Annotated in this window: 1 protein-coding gene; it reads left to right on the forward strand. The window is 74.6% G+C overall.

The window, feature by feature from the left end; all coding sequences use genetic code 11:
- The first annotated feature begins 102 nt into the window (after nucleotides 1-102).
- Complete coding sequence (locus OOK31_RS17090; RefSeq protein WP_267088093.1) at nucleotides 103-23,238, forward strand: type I polyketide synthase; 23,136 nt, start codon at nucleotides 103-105, stop codon at nucleotides 23,236-23,238.
- Nucleotides 23,239-23,278 lie beyond the last annotated feature (40 nt).

Here is a 23,278-nt window from a genome sequence, read left to right on the forward strand (position 1 = left end):
CGTCGCGAATCGTCACGGGGGTCCCCCCGGCATGCCCGCACGCCGAAATGCGCTGCGGCACCAGCAAATTGGCAGTAGTTCAACGGGTCGATGGAGCACATAATGCGTGAGTCTGTTTCGATGCCGGACGGATCCGGGATCAGCGCACACGACGACGTGATCGTGGTGACCGGATCGGCGCACCGCCCGCCGGGCGGGACCGACGCGCCCGAGCCGTTCGACACCGAATTCCTCGCGGACTCCACCGGAACCCCGCCGGACCACAGCCTGACCGACGCGCTGCCGTACGGGCCCGCCGCCGCGCAGGTGTGGTGGCAGGCGCTGGAGGACGCCGGCGTCGTCCTCGCGGCGGAACCGGGCCCGCGCGCCGGCGTCTTCCTCGCCGTACCCGACGGCGGGGAACTCCCGCAGGACGGCGACACGGCCACCGCCGTCGGCGCCGTCCTGCGGACCGCCCCCGGCGCGGCCCCGCTGGTCCGGCGGGTCCCCTCCGGCGCCCAGGCGCTGCGGGAGGCCCACGACAGCCTCCACCGGGGCGGGACCACCCTCGCCCTGGCCGCGGGCCCGGACATCCTGCTCCCCGGTACCGACGCCGTGTCCGGCGGCTACGGCGCCGTCCTGCTCAAGACACTCGCGCGGGCCGTCGCCGACGGCGACCGGGTGCACGCCGTGCTGTCCGCCGACGGGCGCCTCACCGCCCCCGGGCCCGGCCTCGCCGCGGACGGAGCCGACACCGGCCCGGCCGGCCCCGAGGACACCGCCGTCGAACATCCCCTGCCCTGGATCCTCTCCGCCGCCGGCCCCGAGGCGCTGCGCGCCCAGGCCCAGCGGCTGCACGACCACCTCACCGCACACCCCGGCCTCGACCCCGCCGCCGTGGGGCGGGCCCTCGCCACCACCCGGCACCGCTTCCCGCACCGCGCCGTCGTCCTCGGCGCGGACACCGGGGAGCTCCTCGACGCCCTGGCCACCGTCGCCCGGGGCGGCTTCGCGGCCGACGCCGTCCGCGGCCACACCGGCCCCGCCACCGGCCGCCCGGTCGCCTTCGTCCTCCCCGGCATCGGCTCGCAGTGGCCCGGCATGGCCGTCGAACTCCTCGACTCCTCCCCGCAGTTCCGCACCGCCGCGCTGGAGTGCCAGGAGGCCCTGGCCCCGCTCACCGGCTGGCTGCTCACCGACGTGCTGCGCGGCGCGCCCGGCGCCCCCGCCCTCGACACCCCCGACGTCAGCATGCCCGCCACCTTCGCCGTCCAGGTCGCACTCGCCCGGACCTGGACGGCCTACGGCGTACGGCCCGCCGCGTACGCGGGCCACAGCATCGGGGACATCGCCGCCGCCCACCTGTCCGGGGCGCTGACCCTGCCGGACGCCGCCCGGGTCATCACCGCCTGGGGCGAGAGCCTGGCCGAACTCGCCGCACGCGGCGGGGACATGCTCGCGGTGACCCTGCCCGGCCACCGGCTGGCCGACCGCCTGCGCCCCTGGGACGGCAGGCTCGACGTCGCCGCGTACAACGGCCCCGAGTCCGTCGTCGTCTCCGGCGACACCGACGCCGTACACGAACTGCGCGCCGCCCTGGAGGCGGACGGCGTCCGTTGCCGCCGCGTCGCCGCCGGAGCCGCCTGCCACTCTTTCCACGTCGACGGCGTCCGCGACCGGATGCTCGCCGCACTCGCCGACATCGCCCCCCGGGCCACCCACACCCCGCTGTACTCCTCCGCCACCGGCGGCATCGTCGACGGCCGCACCCTGGACGCCGGCTTCTGGTTCGAGGCCCTGCGCCGCCCCGTACGGTTCGAGCAGACCACGCACGCCCTGCTCGCCGACGGCCACCAGGCCCTCATCGAGGTCAACCCGCACGCCTCGCTCACCGCGGCCGTGCAGGAGACCGCCTCCGCCGCCGGCCGGCACGCCGTCACCGTCAGCACCCTGCGCCGGGACCAGGGCGGCCCGCGCCGGTTCCGTACCGCACTCGCCGAGGCCTACGTACAGGGCGTGCACATCGACTGGGCCCAGGCGTTCCCCGCCGCCCCGGCCGGCCGGATGCCCCTGCCGACCTACCCCTTCCGGAGCACCGGCGGCGCCGCCGACGACCGGGCCCCGTACGGCCGGCTCGCCGACCTCCCCGAGGCCGAACGCGAGCGCACCGCCGCCGCACTCGTCCGCTCCGTGACCGCCGCGCTGCTCAGCCTCCCCGACCCGGCCGCCGTCGGCGCCGGACAGGCCTTCCGCGACCTCGGCCTGGACTCCGTCACCGCCGTCGAACTGCGCAACCGGCTCGCCGGGGCCACCGGCCTCGCCCTGCCGCACACCGTCGTCTTCGACCACCCCACCCCCCGCTCGCTGACCGCCCGCATCATCGCCGAAGCCCTCGGCACCCGCGACGAGGCCGCCGACGACACCACCACGGCCGCCTGGGACGAACCCGTCGCCATCGTCGCCATGAGCTGCCGCCTGCCCGGCGGCATCGACACTCCCGAAGCCCTGTGGCAGCTGCTAGCCGAGGGCGGCGACGCCGTGTCCGCCCTGCCCGGCGACCGCGGCTGGGACGTCGAAGGCCTCTACGACCCGGAGCCCGGCCGCCCCGGCCGCTACTACCAGCGCGAAGCGGCACTGCTCCACGAAGCCGCCGACTTCGACCCGGAGTTCTTCGGGATCTCCCCGCGCGAGGCCCTCGCCATGGACCCGCAGCAGCGGCTCCTCCTGGAGACCGGCTGGGAGGTGCTGGAACGCGCGGGCATCGACCCCGCCACCCTGCGCGGCACCCGTACCGGCACCTTCGTCGGAGCCATGACCCAGGACTACGGGCCCCGGCTATACGAGGCACCCGAGGACGTCAGCGGCTACCTGCTGACCGGTAACACCGCCAGCGTCGCCTCCGGACGCCTCGCCTACACCTTCGGCTTCGAGGGTCCCGCCGTCACCGTCGACACCGCCTGCTCGTCCTCGCTGGTCGCCCTGCACCTGGCCGCCCAGTCGCTGCGCACCGGCGAATGCTCGCTGGCCCTGGCGGGCGGCGTCACCGTCCTGCCGTCGGCGGGCTCCTTCATCGAGTTCAGCAAGCAGCGCGCGCTGGCCCCCGACGGGCGCTCCAAGGCCTTCTCCGCCGACGCCGACGGGTTCGGCCTCGCCGAGGGCGCCGGAATGGTCCTGCTGGAACGCCTCTCGGACGCCCGCCGCAACGGCCACCGGGTCCTGGCCGTCGTACGCGGCTCCGCGATCAACCAGGACGGCGCTTCGAACGGCCTCACCGCCCCCAGCGGCCCCGCACAGCAGCGGGTCATCCGCCAGGCACTGGCCAACGCGGGACTGACGGGCGGCGACGTCGACGTGGTCGAGGCGCACGGCACCGGAACCAAGCTCGGCGACCCCATCGAAGCGCAGGCACTCCTGGCCACGTACGGCCAGGACCGGCCGGCGGACCGCCCCCTGTGGCTCGGGTCGCTCAAGTCCAACATCGGCCACACGCAGGCCGCCGCGGGCATCGCGGGCGTACTGAAGACGGTGCTGGCCCTCCAGCACGGCACCCTCCCCAAGACCCTGCACGCCGATACGCCGTCCCCCCACATCGACTGGACGTCCGGCCGCGTACGGCTGCTCGGCGAGGCGGCCGACTGGCCCGCGACCGGCCGCCCGCGCCGCTCCGGCGTGTCCTCGTTCGGGATCAGCGGCACCAACGCGCACGCCATCATCGAAGAAGCCCCGACCGCCCCCGAGACCGCCGACCCCGAGACCCCGGAGGCCCCGGCCGGCGAAGCCGCCCCCGCCGCGGGCCCCGTGCCGTGGCTGCTGTCGGCCCGCACCGCCGAGGCGCTCACCGCCCAGGCAGGCGCCCTCCTCGCCCACACCCGGACCCACCCCGGCACCCGCCCCGCCGACACGGGCCACTCGCTCGCCACCACCCGCGCGGCGTTCGAGCACCGCGCCGTCGTCGTCGGCACCACCGAAGCGGAACTGACCGAAGGACTGCGGGCACTGGCGGAAGGCGGCACCTCGCCCCGCACCGTCCAGGGCGCCGCTGCCGATGACCGCCGCGTCGTGTTCGTCTTCCCCGGCCAGGGCTCCCAGTGGGCCGGCATGGCCGTTGACCTCCTCGACACCTCAGCGGTCTTCCGCGAGCGGATGCGCGCCTGCGGCGAGGCCCTCGCCCCGTACGTGGACTGGTCCTTGGAAGACGTCCTGCGCGGGGCACCCGGCGCTCCCGCCCTCGACAGCGCCGACGACGTCGTCCAGCCCGCGCTGTGGGCCGTCATGGTCTCCCTCGCCGAACTGTGGCGTTCCTTCGGCGTCCACCCCGCGGCCGTCATCGGCCACTCCCAGGGCGAGATCGCCGCCGCCGCCGTGTCCGGCGCCCTCGGCCTCGACGACGCGGCCCGCGTCGTCGCCCTCCGCAGCCGCCTCCTGTCCAGGCTCGCCGGGCTCGGCGGCATGGTCTCCGTACCCGAGCCCCTCGCCGACGTCACCCGGCGCCTGGAACGGTGGGGCGACCGGCTCGGCATCGCCGCGGTCAACGGACCCCGCTCCACCGTCGTCTCCGGCGACGCCGACGCCCTCGACGAACTCCTCACCACCTGCACCGCCGACGGGGTCCGGGCCAAGCGGGTCCCCGTCGACTACGCCTCGCACTCCGCCCACGTCGAGATCATCGAGGCCGAACTCGCCGAGGCACTCGCCGGCATCACCCCCGAGCCCCCGCAGGTGCCCTTCTACTCCACCGTCACCGGCGAGCCCGTCACCACCGCGGACCTCGGCGCCGCCTACTGGTACACCAACCTCCGCACCACCGTGCGGTTCGAGCCCGCCGTCCGCCGGCTGATGGAGGACGGCCACCAGGTCTTCGTCGAGTGCAGCCCGCACCCCGTCCTCGCCATCGGCCTCCAGGAGACCGCCGAGGCAGCCGGCGCCACCGCCGACGTCGTCGCCTCGCTGCGCCGCGGCGACGGCGGACCGGCCCGCTTCCTGACCTCGCTCGCCGACGCGTACGTCCGCGGCGTCCCCACCGACTGGTCCGCCGCCTTCGCCGGACTGCGCCCCCGGACCGTCGCCCTGCCCACCTACCCCTTCCAGCGGCGCCGGTTCTGGCTCGACGCCGCCCCGGCCACACCCGCCGCGGGCACCGGCACCGCCGCCTACAGCGACGAGGAGACCCGCTTCTGGACGGCCGTCGAGAACGCCGACGTACAGGCCCTGACCAGCTCGCTGGAACTGGCCCCCGACGCGTCCCTCGACCACATGGTCGACCGGCTCGCCCACTGGCGGCGCCGGACCACCGAGACCACCCTCGTCGACAACTGGCGCTACCGCGTCACCTGGACGCCCACGGCCACCCAGGCCCAGCGCGGCAGCAGGTCCCCGCTGACCGGCACCTGGCTGCTCGTCACCGCCGCCGCCCACCACGACAGCGCCGACACCACCGCCGTCCACGACGCCCTCACCGCACGGGGCGCCCGCGTCGAACGCATCACCCTCGACCCGGCCACCGACAGCGACCGGGAGAGCGCCGCCCGGCGCCTCACCGACCACCTGAACCAGGCCGGACTGGACACCGACCAGGTCAGCGGGGTGCTCTCGCTGCTCGCCACGACCGCCGGGGACGCCGACACCCTGCCCGGACACCGTGTCCTGCCCGCCCTCGCCGCCACCCTCGCCCTCGTCCAGGCCCTCGGCGACACCGGCATCGGCGCCCCCCTCTGGTGCGCCACCTCCGGCGCCGTCTCCACCGGACCCGCCGACCCGCCCCGCCACCCCGCACAGGCCCAGCTGTGGGGCCTCGGCCGGGTCGTCGGCGCGGAATCCCCCCAGCGCTGGGGCGGCCTCGTCGACCTCCCCGAAACCCTGGACGAACGCACCCTCGACCACCTCACCGCACTCCTCGCCGACTCCGACTCCGGCTCCGGCTCCGGATCCGACGGCGAGGACGAGATCGCCGTACGCGCCACCGGAACCCTCGCCCGCCGCCTCGTACGGGCGGACACCCACACCACCGCCCCCTCGCCCGAGTACGTCCTGGCACGCCCCCACGGCACCGTCCTGATCACCGGCGGCACCGGCACCCTCGGCGCCCACGTCGCCCGCTGGCTCGCCCGCTGCGGAGCCGCACACCTCGTCCTCACCAGCCGCAGCGGCCCCGCCGCGCCCGGCGCCACCGAACTCCGCGACGAACTCACCGCCCTCGGCACCCGCACCACCATCGCCACCTGCGACGTCACCGACCGCGACGACCTCCGCCGGCTCCTGGACTCCCTGCCCGCGGAACACCCCCTCACCGGCGTCATCCACGCCGCGGGCGTCCTCGACGACGGCGTCATCGACGCCATGACCACCGAACGCCTCGCACACGTCCTGCGCCCCAAGGTCGACGCCGCACTCCACCTGCACGACCTCACCGCCGGGCACGACCTGGACTTCTTCGTCCTCTTCTCCTCCATCGCCGGCGTCGTCGGCAACGGCGGCCAAGGCGGCTACGCCGCGGGCAACGCCTTCCTCGACGCCCTCGCCCACCAGCGCCGCGCCCAGGGCCTCCCCGCCACCGCCATCGCCTGGGGCTCCTGGGGCAGCGGCCGCATGATGGGAGACCTCGCCGAACAGCACCTCACCCGGCGCGGCATCCTCCCCATGCCCGCCGACCTCGGCATCGCGGCCCTGCGCCGGGCCATGGAACACCACGACACGGCCGTCACCCTCGCCGACATCGACTGGGACCGCTTCGTCCCCGCCTTCGCGATCAGCGGCGACTACCCGCTGCTGCGCCGGCTCCCCGAAGCACAACGCCTCCTCGACACCGCCGGCACCCCCGCCACCACCGCCGCGGGCGGCCCCGCGCTCGCGCAGCGGCTGACCGGACTGTCCGACACCGAACAGCTCCGGGCCGTCGTCGAACTCGTCCGCACCCAGGCCGCCACCGTCCTCGGACACGCCGGCGTCGACGCCATCGCACCCCGACGCGCCTTCCGTGACACCGGATTCGACTCCCTCACCGCGATCGAGCTGCGCAACCGGTTGGCCGGCGCAACCGGCATGCGCCTGCCCACCACCGTCGTCTTCGACTACCCCAACCCGACGGAACTCGCCGGATACCTCCACGCCCAGATCTCCGGCAGCCCGCAGGCCGGCCCCGCCGCCGCACCGCTCACCCGGCCCGCCGACGACGACGAGCCGATCGCCATCGTCGCGATGAGCTGCCGCTTCCCGGGAGGCGTGACCTCCCCCGAGGAACTGTGGAAGATCCTCGACGAGGGCCAGGACGTCCTCTCCGGATTCCCCGAGAACCGCGGCTGGCAGCTCGACTCCCTCTACCACCCCGACCCGGAACACCCCGGCACCACGTACGCCCGCGAAGGCGGATTCCTCCACGACGCGGGCGAGTTCGACGCCGGATTCTTCGGTATCTCCCCGCGCGAGGCCCTCGCCATGGACCCCCAGCAGCGGCTGCTGCTCGAAGTCACCTGGGAAGCCTTCGAACGCGCCGGCATCGACCCCGCCACCCTCAAGGGCACCCGGTCCGGAGTCTTCATCGGCTCCAACGGACAGGACTACGCCTCGGGCCTGCGCAAGGCCCCCGAAGGCGTCGAGGGCTACCTGCTCACCGGCCGCGCCGCCAGCGTCGTGTCCGGCCGCCTCGCCTACACCTTCGGCCTCGAAGGCCCGGCCCTGACCGTCGACACGGCCTGCTCGTCCTCCCTCGTCGCACTCCACCTGGCCGTCCAGTCGCTGCGCCTGGGCGAATGCGAACTGGCTCTCGCGGGCGGCGTCACCGTCATGTCGGGCCCCGGAATCTTCGTCGAGTTCAGCCGCCAGCGCGGGCTGGCCCCCGACGGCCGCTGCAAGGCCTTCGCGGCCGCCGCCGACGGCACCGGCTGGGGCGAAGGCACCGGCATGCTCCTTCTGGAACGCCTCTCCGACGCCCGCCGCAACGGCCACCGGGTCCTGGCCGTCGTACGCGGCTCCGCGATCAACCAGGACGGCGCTTCGAACGGCCTCACCGCCCCGAACGGCCCCGCACAGCAGCGGGTCATCCGCCAGGCACTGGCCAACGCCGGTCTGTCCGCCACCGACGTCGACGTGGTCGAGGCGCACGGCACCGGCACCAAGCTCGGCGACCCCATCGAAGCGCAGGCACTGCTCGCCACGTACGGCCAGGACCGGCCGGCGGACCGGCCGCTGCGGCTCGGCTCGCTCAAGTCCAACATCGGCCACACCCAGGCCGCCGCCGGTGTCGCGGGCGTCATGAAGCTCGTACTGGCCCTCCAGCACGGAGAACTCCCCAAGACCCTGCACGTGGACGCGCCGACCCCGCACGTCGACTGGACGACGGGCGCGGTCGAGCTGCTGGCCGAGTCCGTGGCCTGGCCCGACGACCGCACGCACACCCGCCGGGGCGGCATCTCGGCCTTCGGCGTGAGCGGCACCAACGCCCACGTCATCATCGAACAGGCCCCCGCCCCGGAGACGGAGCCCGACACCACGGCAGCCCCTGCCGCACCGATGACGGCCGTCCCCTGGCTGCTCTCCGCGAACACCACCACCGCCCTGCGCGCCCAGGCCGACCGGCTGCGCACCTACCTCGCCGACCACCAGGACGCCACCCCGGCCGACATCGGCCTCTCCCTCGCCACGGGCCGTGCGGCCCTCCAGCGGCGCGCCGCCCTCGTGGGCACCGACCGCGACGAACTGCTCCGCGCACTGACGGCCCTCGCGGACGGACACCCCGCCGACGCCACGCCCCACGTCATCACCGGCGCCACCGACTCCGCCGGCGGAAACGACGGCGCGCGGACCGCGTTCCTGTTCTCGGGGCAGGGGAGCCAGCGGCTCGGGACGGGACGTGAACTGTACGCGGCCCACCCCGTGTTCGCGGATGCGTTCGACGCGGTGTGCGCTCATGTGGACACGCACCTCGAGCGTCCGCTGCGCGACGTCGTCTTCGGTGAGGACGCGGAGCTGCTGAACCGGACCGCCTACGCGCAGGCGGCGTTGTTCGCCGTCGAGGTGGCGTTGTTCCGGCTGGTGGAGTCGTGGGGGGTCCGGCCGGATCTGCTGGCCGGGCATTCGGTGGGCGAGTTCGCCGCGGCCCATGTGGCGGGGGTCTTCTCCCTCGAAGACGCGGCGGCCCTGGTGACAGCGCGCGGCCGCCTCATGCAGGCGCTCCCCGACCGGGGTGTCATGGTGGCGGTGCAGGCCTCGGAGGATGAGGTACGGGAACTGCTCGCCGGGTACGAGGAGCACGCGGGCATCGCGGCCGTCAACGGGCGGTCATCGGTGGTGGTTTCGGGTGCGGAGGGTGCCGTAGCGGCAGTCGTCGACCGGTTGTCGGCCGACGGCCGGAAGACGAAGGCCCTCGCCGTCTCGCACGCCTTCCACTCGCCGCTGATGGATCCGATGCTGGCCGAGTTCCGGGCCGTCGTGGAGAGCGTCTCCTTCGAGAGCCCGCGCGTGCCCGTCGTCTCCACCCTCACCGGGCGCCTGGTGGCGGGGGAGGAGTTCTGCTCCGTCGACTACTGGGTGCGCCACGTCCGCGAGGCGGTGCGCTTCGCCGACGCCGTCACCTCACTCGCGGGCGAGGGCGCGACCACCTTCCTGGAGATCGGCCCGGGCGGCGTTCTGACCGCCATGGCGCAGGACTCCTTGGACGACCACGCGGTCACGATCCCGCTCCTGCGCGCCGACCGCGCCGAGGACGTCGCCGTCACCACCGCCCTCGCCCACCTCCACGTCCACGGCACCCCCGTCGACTGGACGGCCGTCTTCGCCGGACACGGCGCCCGACGCGTCGACCTGCCCACCTACGCCTTCCAGCGCGAGCACTACTGGCTCCACGTCCCCGCGACCGCCGACGTCACCGCGATCGGTGTCGCCGACACCGAACACCCCATGCTCGGCGCCACCGTCGTGCTCCCCGACGGCGCCATCGTGCTGACGGGCCGGCTGTCGCTCGCCACGCATCCCTGGATCGCCGACCATGCCGTGTCCGGCGTCGTCCTCGTCCCCGGCACGGCCTTCGTGGAGCTGGCACTGCGCGCCGGACAGGAAGCAGGCTGCACGCAGATCGAGGAACTGACCCTGGAGGCGCCGCTCGTCCTCCCCGAGCACGGCGGGGTCCAGCTCCGCCTCACCGTCGGGGCACGAGACGCGTCCGGACGCTGCGCACTGGAGCTGTACTCCCGGCCGGAGGACACGTCCGGGGCACAGGACTGGACGCGGCACGCGGGCGGCACGCTGTCCGCCGAACCGCCGAAGCCCGCGCCCGCGTCGTCCGAACTCACCGTGTGGCCGCCGCAGGGAGCGGTACGGGTCACCACGGACGGCCTGTACGACCTGCTCGACGACCTCGGCTTCGGCTACGGCCCGGTCTTCCGGGGCCTGAAGGAGGCCTGGCGCCACGGCGACTCCCTGTACGCCGCCGCCGCGCTGCCCGAGGAGTCGGCGCCCGAAGCCTCCGCCTACGGCCTGCACCCCGCCCTCCTCGACGCCGGGCTCCACGCCTCCTGGCTCGGCCTGCTGTCCGGGACCGGGACCGGTCAGGGGCTGCTGCCGTTCTCCTGGAGCGACGTGCACCTGGAGGCCGCCGGCGCAGCCGCCGTACGGATCAAGCTGACCCCGGCCGGGACGGACGCCGTATCGGTCCTCGTCGCCGACGGATCGGGCCGGCCGCTCGCGACGATCGGCGCCCTCACCCTGCGCCCCGTCTCCGCCGACCGGCTGCGCCGGGCCGCGAATCCCCGTAACGACTCCCTCTTCCGCCTCGGCTGGACCCCGGCGGCCGTTCCGGCTGCCGGACCCGTGCCCGCGTTCGACGTGGCGGCGCCGGGCCGCCCGGCCACCGAAGGCGGTACGGCCGCCGAGGTACGGGCCGTGACCCACCGGACGCTCCGGCTGCTCCAGCAGCGGCTGGCCGAGGACCGGACCGACGCGCCGCCGCTCGTCCTGGTCACCCACAACGCCGTCGCGACGCACGCCGGTGAACGCGAAGCCCTCGACCCGGCCCAGGCCGCCGCCTGGGGCCTCGTCCGCTCGGCGCAGTCGGAGAACCCGGGGCGCTTCGTCCTCCTCGACCTGGATCCCGGCCTGGACCCGGACAGCGACCTCGGCCGGGAGCGCGTCCGCGCGGCCGTGAGCACGGGCGAACCGCAGCTCGCGGTGCGCGGCGGCACGGTCCTGCTGCCCCGCCTGGCGCGGACGACGCGCGACGGCGGCGACGGGCAGGAAGGCCCGGGCGCGACGACGTTCCCGGACGGCGGGACCGTCCTCGTCACGGGTGCGACCGGCACGCTGGGCCGCCTCGTCGCCCGGCACCTCGTCACCCGGCACGGAGTCCGGCACCTCGTACTGACCGGACGCCGGGGCCCGGCCGCCGACGGCGCCGCCGCCTTCGAGGCCGAACTGACCGGACTCGGCGCCCACGTCGTCACCGCCGCGTGCGACGTGGCCGACCGTGACGCGCTCGCCGCTCTGCTCGCGGCGATCCCCGCGGAGCACCCGCTGACCGGGGTGGTGCACGCGGCGGGCGTGACCGACGACGGGATCGTCCCCGCGCTCACCCCCGAGCGCGTCGACCACGTGCTCCGCCCCAAGGTGGACGCCGCACTCAACCTGCACGAACTCACCCGGGACACGGACCTGTCCGCGTTCGTGCTCTTCTCCTCCGTCTCCGCCACCCTCGGTGGCGCCGGACAGGCCAACTACGCCGCCGCGAACTCCTTCCTCGACGCCCTGGCCCAGCAGCGCCGCGCGGCCGGCCTGCCCGCCGTGTCCATGGCCTGGGGGCTGTGGGCCGAAGGCAGCGGGATGACCGGCAAGCTGGACACGGCCGACCTCGCACGCATCCGCCGCATGGGCCTGGTCGCCATGGACTCGGCCACCGGCCTCGCCCTGTTCGACGCCGCCTGCGCGGTCGGCGACGACGTCCTCTTCCCCGTCCCGCTCGACCATGCGGGGCTGCGCGTCCAGGCCGCCGACGACAAGGTCCCCGCACTGCTGCGCGGCCTCGTCACCACCCCGGTCCGCAAGGTCCGGGCCGTGAGCGACGACCCGGCCGTCGGGGCCGCCGACCGCGCCACCGCCCTCGCCCGGAGCCTGCACGGACTCCCCGAGACGGAGCAGGACCGCGTCCTCGCCGACCTGGTGCGCCTCCAGATCGCCACCGTGCTCGGCCACGCCTCACCGGACCAGGTCGAACCGGAACGCCAGTTCAGGGACCTCGGCTTCGACTCGCTCACCGCCGTCGAACTCCGGAACCTCCTCAACGCCGTCACCGGCACCCGGCTCCCCGCGACCCTGGTCTTCGACCACCCCACACCCCTGGCCCTCACCCGCTTCCTGCGCACCGAGATCCTCGGAGACGGTCCCGACGGGACCGGCAACCGTACGGCGACCCCTGTGAGCCCGCTGTCCGCCGGCCTCCCCGCCGTCGACGAGCCGATCGCGATCGTGGGGATGAGCTGCCGTTATCCGGGTGGGGTGCGGTCTCCGGAGGATCTGTGGCGGCTGGTCGCGGAGGGCGGGGACGCGGTGGGTGGTTTCCCGGCCGATCGTGGCTGGGCGTTGGATGCGCTGTACCACCCGGATCCGGATCATGCGGGGACGAGTTATGCGCGGGACGGTGGCTTCCTGTACGACGCGGCGGAGTTCGATGCCGGGTTCTTCGGGATCTCGCCGCGTGAGGCGCTCGCGATGGATCCGCAGCAGCGGCTGCTGCTGGAGACCTCGTGGGAGGCGTTCGAGCGGGCCGGGATCGACCCCGCCACGCTGCGCGGTTCGCGTACCGGAGTCTTCGCCGGGGTCATGTACCACGACTACGGCTCGCGCCTGTCCGCCGCACCCGACGGATTCGAGGGATACCTCGTCAACGGGAGCGCGGGCAGCATCGCCTCCGGCCGAGTGGCCTACACCTTCGGTCTGGAGGGGCCGGCGGTGACGGTGGACACCGCGTGCTCCTCGTCGCTGGTCGCGCTGCACCTGGCCGCGCAGTCCCTGCGCCAGGGGGAGTGCTCGATGGCCCTGGTCGGCGGGGTGACCGTCATGGCGACCCCGAACGTCTTCGTGGAGTTCAGCCGCCAGCGCGGGCTGGCCGCCGACGGCCGCTGCAAGGCCTTCTCGGCCTCGGCCGACGGCACCGGCTGGGCCGAGGGCGCGGGCATGCTGCTCGTGGAGCGCCTCTCGGACGCCCGCCGCAACGGCCACCAGGTGCTGGCCGTCGTACGCGGCTCCGCGATCAACCAGGACGGCGCCTCCAACGGCCTCACCGCCCCGAACGGGCCGGCGCAGCAGCGCGTCATCCGGCAGGCCCTCGCGCAGGCCGGGCTGTCCGCCACCGACGTCGACGCCGTCGAGGCCCACGGCACGGGCACCACCCTGGGCGACCCCATCGAAGCTCAGGCGCTGCTGGCCACGTACGGCCAGGACCGGCCGGAGGACCAGCCCCTGTGGCTGGGCTCCCTCAAGTCCAACATCGGTCACACGCAGGCTGCCGCGGGTGTGGCGGGTGTGATCAAGATGGTGATGGCGATGCGTCACGGTGTGCTGCCGAGGACGTTGCACGTGGACGAGGCGTCGCCGCACGTCGACTGGTCGGCGGGCGCGGTCAAGCTGTTGACCGAGCCGGTGGAGTGGGCGGAGTACGGTCGTCCGCGCCGGGCGGGCGTGTCCTCGTTCGGTGTCAGCGGCACCAACGCGCACGTCGTCATCGAGCAGCCGGCACCCGGCGACGAGCCGGAGACCGCCACGGCGGCGGGCGGTGCGCTCGCGTGGTCGCTGTCCGCCAAGGACCCGGCGGCCCTGCGCGAGCAGGCCGCACGCCTGCTGACGCACCTGACGGAACACCCGGACCTCGCCCCCGCCGACGTCGCCCTGTCCCTGGCGACCTCCCGGGCCGTACTCGGCCTGCGGTCCGCGGTCGTCGGCACCGGCCGCGAAGAACTCCTGAGCGGCCTGGCCGCCCTCGCCTCGGCCCGCCCGGCGCCCGGCGCGCTCCTGCGCGGTGAGACGTCGACCGGAGCACCCGCAGGGGGGAACCGGACCGCGTTCCTGTTCTCGGGGCAGGGGAGCCAGCGCCTCGGGATGGGGCGTGAACTGTACGCGGCCTTCCCGGTGTTCGCCGCAGCCTTCGACGAGGTCTGCTCCGCACTGGACCCGCACCTCGAACAGCCCCTGAAGAGCCTGGTGTTCGGCGACGACACGGAGCTGCTGAACCGGACCGGCTCCACGCAGCCGGCGTTGTTCGCCGTCGAAGTGGCCCTGTTCCGGCTCGTGGAGTCCTGGAGCGTGCGGCCGGACTTCCTGGCCGGTCATTCGGTGGGTGAGTTCGCGGCCGCGCATGTGGCGGGGGTGTTCTCGCTCGAAGACGCGGCGCGGCTGGTGGTGGCGCGCGGCCGTCTGATGCAGGCGCTCCCGGCGGGGGGCGTCATGGTCGCGGTACAGGCTTCCGAGGACGAGGTACGGGAACTGCTGGCCGGTCACGAGGACCGTGCGGGTATCGCCGCCGTCAACGGGCCCTCTTCGGTGGTGGTTTCGGGCGCTGAAGACGCGGTGGCCGCGGTCGTGGAGCGGCTGGAGGCACAGGGCCGCAGGACGAAGGCCCTCGCCGTCTCGCACGCCTTCCACTCGCCGTTGATGGATCCGATGCTGGCCGAGTTCCGGGCCGTCGTGGAGAGCGTCTCCTTCGAGAGCCCGCGCGTGCCCGTCGTCTCCACCCTCACCGGGCGCCTGGTGGCGGGGGAGGAGTTCTGTTCCGTCGACTACTGGGTGCGTCACGTCCGCGAGGCGGTGCGCTTCGCCGACGCCGTCGTCTTCCTCGCCGACGAGGGCGTCCGTACCTTCCTGGAGATCGGGCCGGGCGGTGTCCTGACCGCCATGGCGCAGGACTCCTTGGACGACCATGCGGTCACGATCCCGCTCCTGCGCGCCGACCGCGCCGAGGACGTCGCCGTCACCACCGCCCTCGCCCAGCTCCATGTCCACGGCATACCCGTCGACTTGACGGCCGCCCACGCCGGGCACGGCGCCCGGCGCGTCGACCTGCCCACTTACGCCTTCCAGTACGCGCACTACTGGCTCGACGCACCGACCGCCCCCGGCGATGTCGCCGCGGCCGGCCTGGCCGCCGCCGGGCACGCCCTGTTCGGAGCGGTAGCCCTGCTGCCGGACGGCGCCGGGGCGCTGCTGACCGGGCGGCTGTCGCTGGCCACGCACCCCTGGCTGGCGGACCACACCGTCTCCGGCGTGACGCTGCTGCCGGGAACCGCCTTCCTGGAGATGGCCGTCCGGGCCGGCGACGAGCTGGGCTGCGGCCGCGTCGACGAACTCACCCTCGCCGCACCCCTGGTGCTCCCCGAGCACGGCGCGGTCCAGGTGCGGGTCGTGGTCGGCGCCGCCGAGGACGACCCGGACCGGCGCACGGTACGGATCTACTCGCGCCCCGACGCCATGGACGAGGCCGCCACGGTCCTTCCCTGGACCCGCCACGCCACAGGGTTCCTCGTACCGGACACGGAGGGGGCAGCCGCGTTCGCCGCGACGGCGGACGCCTGGCCGCCGGCCGACGCCACCGCCGTCGACATCCACGACCGCTACGGGCAGCTGGCCGAGGCGGGATTCGGCTACGGGCCCGTGTTCCAGGGCCTGCGCGCGGTGTGGCGGCGCGGGGACGACGAGCTCTTCGCCGAGGTCGGGCTGCCCGAGGACACCTCGGTCGCCGGTTTCGCCCTGCACCCCGCGCTCCTCGACGCGGCGTTGCACGCCATGACCGTGGGCGAGTTCCTCGCGGCGGGCCACGAAGGCCGGCTGCCGTTCGCCTGGGGCGGCGTGAGCGTCCACGGGACCGGCGCCGAAACGCTGCGGGTCCGCCTGACCCGGGCCCCCTCCGGGCCGGACGCGGTGGCGCTGGAGATCGCCGACGGCCTGGGCCGGCCCGTGGCATCGGTGGACTCCCTGACCCTGCGGGCCGTCACTCCCGGGCAACCCTCGCCGCTCCGGGACGCCCTGTTCCGGGTGGACTGGGAGCGGTACGAGCCGGTCCCGGGCGCGGAGCCCGCGGGCGTGGTGCTGTGCGAGGACCTGCCGGCTGCGGATCCCGGGCCGGAAGCCGTGGCCGTCGCGGTGCAGGGCCCGTCCGGCGGAGGCGAGGACGACGCGTCGGCCGCCTCGGCCGCGCGGCGGGTGCTGGACCTGCTCCAAGAATGGCTGCGGGAGGACCGGTTCGCGGCATCGCGCCTGGTCGTCGTGACGCGAGGTGCTGTGACCGCATCGGCCTCCGCCGCCGATGTGGATGCGGCGCAGGCCGCCGTGTGGGGACTCGTGCGCTCGGCGCAGTCGGAGAACCCCGGCCGGTTCGTCCTCGTGGACGTCGACACCGACGCCCCGGGCACCGCCCCGCTGGCCGCCGCGGTCGCCTCGGGTGAACCGCAGCTGGCGGTCCGCGACGGCGCGCTGTTCGTCCCGCGTCTGACGCGGGCCGCCGACACCACCGCCGACACCACCGCCGACACCACCGACGATGCCGCCGCCGATGCCGCCGACACGGGCCGCCGCCCCGCCTTCTCGGCCGAAGGGACGGTCCTGGTGACCGGCGCCTCCGGTGCGCTGGGGCAGCTCGTCGCCCGCCACCTGGTCACCGCGTACGGGGTGCGGCACCTGCTGCTGGCGAGCCGCCGCGGTCCCGACGCCGCGGGCGCGCCGGAGTTCGCCGCGGAACTGCGGACGCTGGGCGCCGACGTACGGACCGTCCGCTGTGACGTCGCGGACCGTACGGCGCTGGCCGCGCTCCTGGCCTCGGTACCGGCCGACCAGCCGCTGACCGGGGTGGTGCACGCGGCCGGCGTGACCGACGACGGGATCGTCCCCGCACTCACCCCCGACCGCGTCGACCGCGTCTTCCGCCCCAAGGCCGACGCTGCCCTGCACCTCCACGAGCTGACCCGCGACGCCGACCTCACCGCCTTCGTCCTCTTCTCCTCCGCCGCCGGCACCCTCGGCAGCGCCGGACAGGGCAACTACGCGGCCGCGAACTCCTTCCTCGACGCCCTCGCCGAAACCCGGCGCGCCACCGGACTGCCCGCCGTGTCGATCGCCTGGGGCCTGTGGGCGCAGACCAGCGCCCTCACGGCCGACCTGGCCGTCGCGGACCGGCACAGGATCAGCCGGTCCGGACTGGTCGCCCTGGAGGCACAGGAGGGCCTGGCGCTCTTCGACGCCGCCTGCCGCTCCGACCTCGCCACCGTCGTCCCCGTACGACTGGACTTCGGTGCACTCCAGGCGCAGGCCCGCGCCGGAACGCTGCCCCCGCTGTTCCGGAAACTGGTACGCGGCTCCGTACGGCGTGCGCTCCACGGCACGCACCCGAACACGACGGAGTCCTCGCTCGCCGACCGGATCGCTGCCCTGCCGGCCGCCGAGCGGCACGCCGTCGTCCTCGACCTGGTCCGGACCCAGGTGGCCGCGGTACTCGGACACGAATCCGTCCGGTCGGTCGCGGTGGACCGGCAGTTCAGGGACCTCGGCTTCGACTCGCTCACCGCCGTCGAACTCCGCAACTCCCTCAACACGGCCACCGGCCTGCGACTGCCCGCGACCCTGGTCTTCGACCACCCCACCCCCGAAGCGCTCACCCGGTCCCTGCTGACCGAACTCGTCGGCACGGAGTCCGGTGCCGCGGAGCACGCTCCGGCACCGGTCGCCGCCGCCGACGAGCCGATCGCGATCGTGGGGATGAGCTGCCGTTATCCGGGTGGGGTGCGGTCTCCGGAGGATCTGTGGCGGCTGGTCGCGGAGGGCGGGGACGCGGTGGGTGGTTTCCCGGCCGATCGTGGCTGGGCGTTGGATGCGCTGTACCACCCGGATCCGGATCATGCGGGGACGAGTTATGCGCGGGACGGTGGCTTCCTGTACGACGCGGCGGAGTTCGATGCCGGGTTCTTCGGGATCTCGCCGCGTGAGGCGCTCGCGATGGATCCGCAGCAGCGGCTGCTGCTGGAGACCTCGTGGGAGGCGTTCGAGCGGGCCGGGATCGACCCCGCCACGCTGCGCGGTTCGCGTACCGGAGTCTTCGCCGGGGTCATGTACCACGACTACGGATCACAGCTCGGCGGACCCGTACCCGAAGGCCTCGAAGGACACCTCGGCATGGGGACGTCCGGCAGCGTGGCTTCGGGACGGCTCTCCTACACCTTCGGCCTGGAGGGGCCGGCGGTGACGGTGGACACCGCGTGCTCCTCGTCGCTGGTCGCCCTGCACCTGGCGGCCCAGGCCCTGCGCCAGGGGGAGTGCTCGATGGCCCTGGTCGGCGGGGTGACCGTCATGGCGACCCCGAACACGTTCGTCGAGTTCAGCCGCCAGCGCGGACTGGCCGCCGACGGCCGCTGCAAGGCCTTCTCCGCGCACGCCGACGGCACCGGATGGGCCGAAGGCGTCGGCATGCTGCTCGTGGAGCGGCTTTCAGACGCCCGCCGCAACGGCCACCACGTCCTGGCGGTGGTGCGCGGCAGCGCGGTCAACCAGGACGGTGCCTCGAACGGGCTGACCGCCCCGAACGGGCCGGCGCAGCAGCGCGTCATCCGGCAGGCCCTCGCACAGGCCGGGCTGTCCGCCACGGATGTCGACGCCGTCGAGGCCCACGGCACGGGCACCACGCTCGGCGACCCGATCGAAGCTCAGGCGCTCCTGGCCACGTACGGCCAGGACCGGCCGGAGGACCAGCCCCTGTGGCTGGGCTCCCTCAAGTCCAACATCGGCCACACCCAGGCCGCCGCAGGCGTCGCGGGCGTGATCAAGATGGTCGAGGCCATGCGGCACGGCATCCTGCCCAAGACCCTGCACGCCGACGAGCCGTCGCCGCACATCGACTGGTCGTCCGGATCGGTACGGCTGCTCACCGAACCGGTCGAATGGGCGGAGCACGGGCGTCCCCGCCGCTCGGCCGTATCGTCCTTCGGCGTCAGCGGCACCAACGCGCACGTCGTCCTCGAACACGTACCGAGCCCGGAACCCGCACCGCCCGCCGAGAACGCGCCGGCGCCCGGAGCCGTCCCGTGGCTGCTCTCGGCGAAGGACGAGATGTCCCTGCGCGCTCAGGCGCAGCGCCTCGCGTCCCATCTCGACGCGCACCCGGACCTGGGCATCGCGGAGGTCGGGCGCTCCCTCGCCACGACGCGTGCGGCGATGGAGAGGCGTGCGGCGGTCGTCGGCACTCGGCGCGAGGACCTGTTGGAGGGCTTGACGTCCCTCGCCGCCGGCCGCCCGGCAGCCGGAGTCGTACACGGTGAGACGTCGACCGGAGCGCCCGCAGGGGGGAACCGGACCGCGTTCCTGTTCTCGGGGCAGGGGAGCCAGCGGCTCGGGATGGGACGTGAACTGCACGCCGCCTTCCCGGTGTTCGCCGAGGCCTTCGACGGGGTCTGCTCCGCGCTGGACGCACACCTCGAACTGCCGCTGCGCGATGTGGTGTTCGGCGAGGACGCCGAGCTGCTGAACCGGACCACGTACACGCAGCCGGCGTTGTTCGCCGTCGAGGTGGCGTTGTTCCGGCTGGTGGAGTCGTGGGGGGTCCGGCCGGATCTGCTGGCCGGGCATTCGGTGGGCGAGTTCGCCGCGGCCCATGTGGCGGGGGTCTTCTCCCTCGAAGACGCGGCGGCCCTGGTGACAGCGCGCGGCCGCCTCATGCAGGCGCTCCCCGACCGGGGTGTCATGGTCGCCGTGCAGGCCTCGGAGGACGAGGTACGGGAACTGCTGGCCGGTCACGAGGACCGTGCGGGTATCGCCGCCGTCAACGGGCCCTCTTCGGTGGTGGTTTCGGGCGCTGAAGACGCGGTGGCCGCGGTCGTGGAGCGGCTGGAGGCACAGGGCCGCAGGACGAAGGCCCTCGCCGTCTCGCACGCCTTCCACTCGCCGTTGATGGATCCGATGCTGGCCGAGTTCCGGGCCGTCGTGGAGAGCGTCTCCTTCGAGAGCCCGCGCGTGCCCGTCGTCTCCACCCTCACCGGGCGCCTCGTCCCGGCGGAGGAGTTCTGTTCCGTCGACTACTGGGTGCGTCACGTCCGCGAGGCCGTGCGCTTCGCCGACGCCGTCACCTCCCTCGCGGGCGAGGGCGCGACCACCTTCCTGGAGATCGGCCCGGGCGGCGTTCTGACCGCGCTGGTCCAGGACGTCCTGGACGAAGCCCACACGGTCACCGTCCCCCTCCTGCGCGCCGACCGCGCCGAGGCCCTGGCGGTCACGACCGCCCTCGCTCACCTCCACGTCCACGGCACCCCCGTCGACTGGACGGCCGTCTTCGCCGGACACGCCGCCCAACACGTCGACCTGCCCACCTACGCCTTCCAGCGTCGCCGCTACTGGCTCGCGGCGGGTTCCCCCGCCGGTGACGTGGCGTCGGCCGGGCTCGTCGCGGCCGAACACTCCCTGCTGGGCGCGGCCGTCACCCTCGCGGACGGTGACGGGGCCCTGCTCACCGGCCGGCTGTCGCTCGACACGCACCCGTGGCTCGCCGACCACACGGTCATGGACACAGTCCTGCTGCCCGGCACCGCCCTGGTGGACGTGGCGCTGCGCGCCGCCGACGAGGTGGGCTGCGACCGCGTCGACGAGCTGACCCTCGGCGCCCCGCTCGTCCTGCGCGAGCAGGGGGCCGTACGGCTCCAGGCCGTCGTCGGCGGGCCGGACGCGACCGGGCACCGTACGGTCAACGTCTACTCCCGTCCCGAGAGCGCCGACACCGTCGAGCCGTGGACCTGCCACGCGACCGGTGTCGTGTCCGTGGACGCACGGCCCCAGGCGCAGGGCGAACCGCCGCACGACCTCGTCGACTGGCCCGCCTCCCGGGCCGACCGGCTGGACACCGGCGGCGCGTACGAGCGGCTGGCCGGCCTCGGCTTCGGCTACGGACCCGTCTTCCAGGGCCTGCACGGCCTGTGGCGGCGCGGCGACGAGGTGTTCGCCGACGTACGACTGCCCGCCGGGACGCGGGTCGAGGGCTTCGGGGTCCACCCGGCCCTGCTCGACTCCGCACTCCACGCGATCGGCCTCGGCGGCCTGCTGCCCGACGCCGGACAGGGACGGATCCCCTTCGCCTGGAGCGGCGTGACGGTCCACGCCACCGGAGCGACGGCCCTGCGGGTCAGGATCACCCCGGCCGGCGCCGACGCGGTGGCCCTGTGGGCGACCGACGGGGCGGGCCGGCCCGTGGCCTCGGTCGACTCCCTGGTACTGCGCCCCGTCTCGACGGAACAACTCGCCCGGGCGGGCCGCGAGCACGGGCGGTACGACTCCCTCTACCGCGTCGACTGGACCCCCCTTCCCCGCACCTCGGAGGACCCCGTGAGCGAACCGGGAGAGCAGTGGACCCTCATCGGCGGCGACGACGGTCTGCGCGCCGCCCTGGAGGACTCCGGCGCGAGCGTCTCCTCCCACCCCGGACCGGACGGGGCGACGGGGGCACTGCCGGGCGTCGTGCTCGCGGCCGTCGACGTCCACCCCGACGGCGACCACCCGGTGGCGCACGCCCACGCGACCGCGCACCGGACCCTGGACCTCCTCCAGCGGTGGCTCGCCGACGAGCGGCACGCCCGCACCCGGCTGGTCGTCCTGACCAGCAACGCGGTCGTCGCCAAGGACCGGGACCAGGAGGACCGCGACAAGGAGGTCGACCCGGCGCAGGCAGCGATCTGGGGCCTGGTGCGTTCGGCGCAGTCGGAGAACCCCGGCCGGTTCGTCCTCGTCGACCTGGACCGCGACGCCGCCTCCGTACGGGCGCTGCCCGCACTGCTGGCCTCGGGTGAGGAACAGTTCGCCGTACGCGGCGGGTCGGTGCTCGTGCCCCGGCTGGCCCGCGCCGAGAACCAGGCCCCGCTCGGCGACGTCAGCCCCGCGTTCACGGCCGCCGGCACGGTCCTCGTCACCGGAGCCTCCGGCCTGCTGGGACGCCACCTCGCGCGGCACCTCGTCACCGGGCACGGCGTACGGAACCTGCTGCTCGTCAGCCGCACCGGCGGCCGGGCCGCGGGCATGGCCGAACTGGAGGCGGAACTCGCCGCACAGGGAGCCCGGGTCACCGTGGCCGCCTGCGACGTCGCCGACCGCGAAGCCCTGGCACGGCTGCTGGCGGCGATCCCCGCCGAACACCCCCTGACCGCAGTGGTGCACGTGGCGGGAGTGACCGACGACGGCATCGTCACCAGCCTCACCGCCGAACGCATCGACCGGGTGTTCCGGCCCAAGGTCGACGCCGCCCTGCACCTGGACGAACTCACCCGCGACATGGAACTCTCCGCGTTCGTCCTCTTCTCCTCCGCGGCCGGTGTCTTCGGCGCGGCGGGCCAGGGCAACTACGCCGCCGCCAACTCCTTCCTCGACGCACTCGCCCAGCAGCGCCGCGCGGCCGGCCTGCCCGCCGTATCACTGGCCTGGGGGCTGTGGGCCGAGAGCAGCGGGATCACCGGCGCGCTGAGCGACGCGGACCGCGGCCGCATGGCCCGGAGCGGGGTACTGCCCCTGGCCACCGACGAGGCCCTCGCACTCTTCGACGCGGCGACGGCCCACTCCCCGAGCGCGGTGGTTCCCGTACGGCTGAACCGGACGGAGCTGCGCAGCCAGGCCGCCGCCGGCGCCCTGCCCGCCCTGCTCACCTCGCTGGTCCGGGTCCCGGCCCGGCGTACGGCCCCCGGCGCGGCAGCGCCGGGCGGACCGGACACCGGCACGCAGGCCGGGGCCGGGGAGCGGGAACTCCCGGCCCGCCTGGCCCGCCTCACCGACGCCGAACAGCGCAAGCTGCTGCTCGACCTGGTGTGCGAGCACGTCGCCGCGGTCCTCGACCTCTCCTCGCCCCGGGCCGTCCGGCCCGGACAGGCCCTGCGCGACCTCGGCTTCGACTCACTGACCGCCGTCGAGTTCCGCAACCGGCTCGGCCAGGACACCGGGCTGCGGCTGCCGCCCACGCTCGTCTTCGACTACCCGACCCCGGCCGAACTCGTCGAGTACCTCAAGGCCGAGGCCGCCCCGTCCGGCCCCGGCGTCACCGGGATGCTCGCCGAACTCGACCGGATCGGGACGGCCTTGCGGACCACGGCGGACGCCGGTGCCGAAGGCCGCGACGCCATCACCGCGCGGCTGCGGGAACTCCTCGACCAGTGGGCCACCGCTCCCGGCACGGAGACCGCCGACGCGGCCGATTCCCCGGCCGTGGCGGAGGAACTCGACGCCGCCACGGACGACGAGATGTTCGAGTTCATCGGCAAGGAGTTCGGGATCTCCTGAACCACGGAGTCGGCGGCGACCCGCCGCGCACCGCCCATCT

The organism is Streptomyces sp. NBC_00249, from assembly GCF_026342355.1.
In the GTDB taxonomy this organism is placed as follows: domain Bacteria; phylum Actinomycetota; class Actinomycetes; order Streptomycetales; family Streptomycetaceae; genus Streptomyces.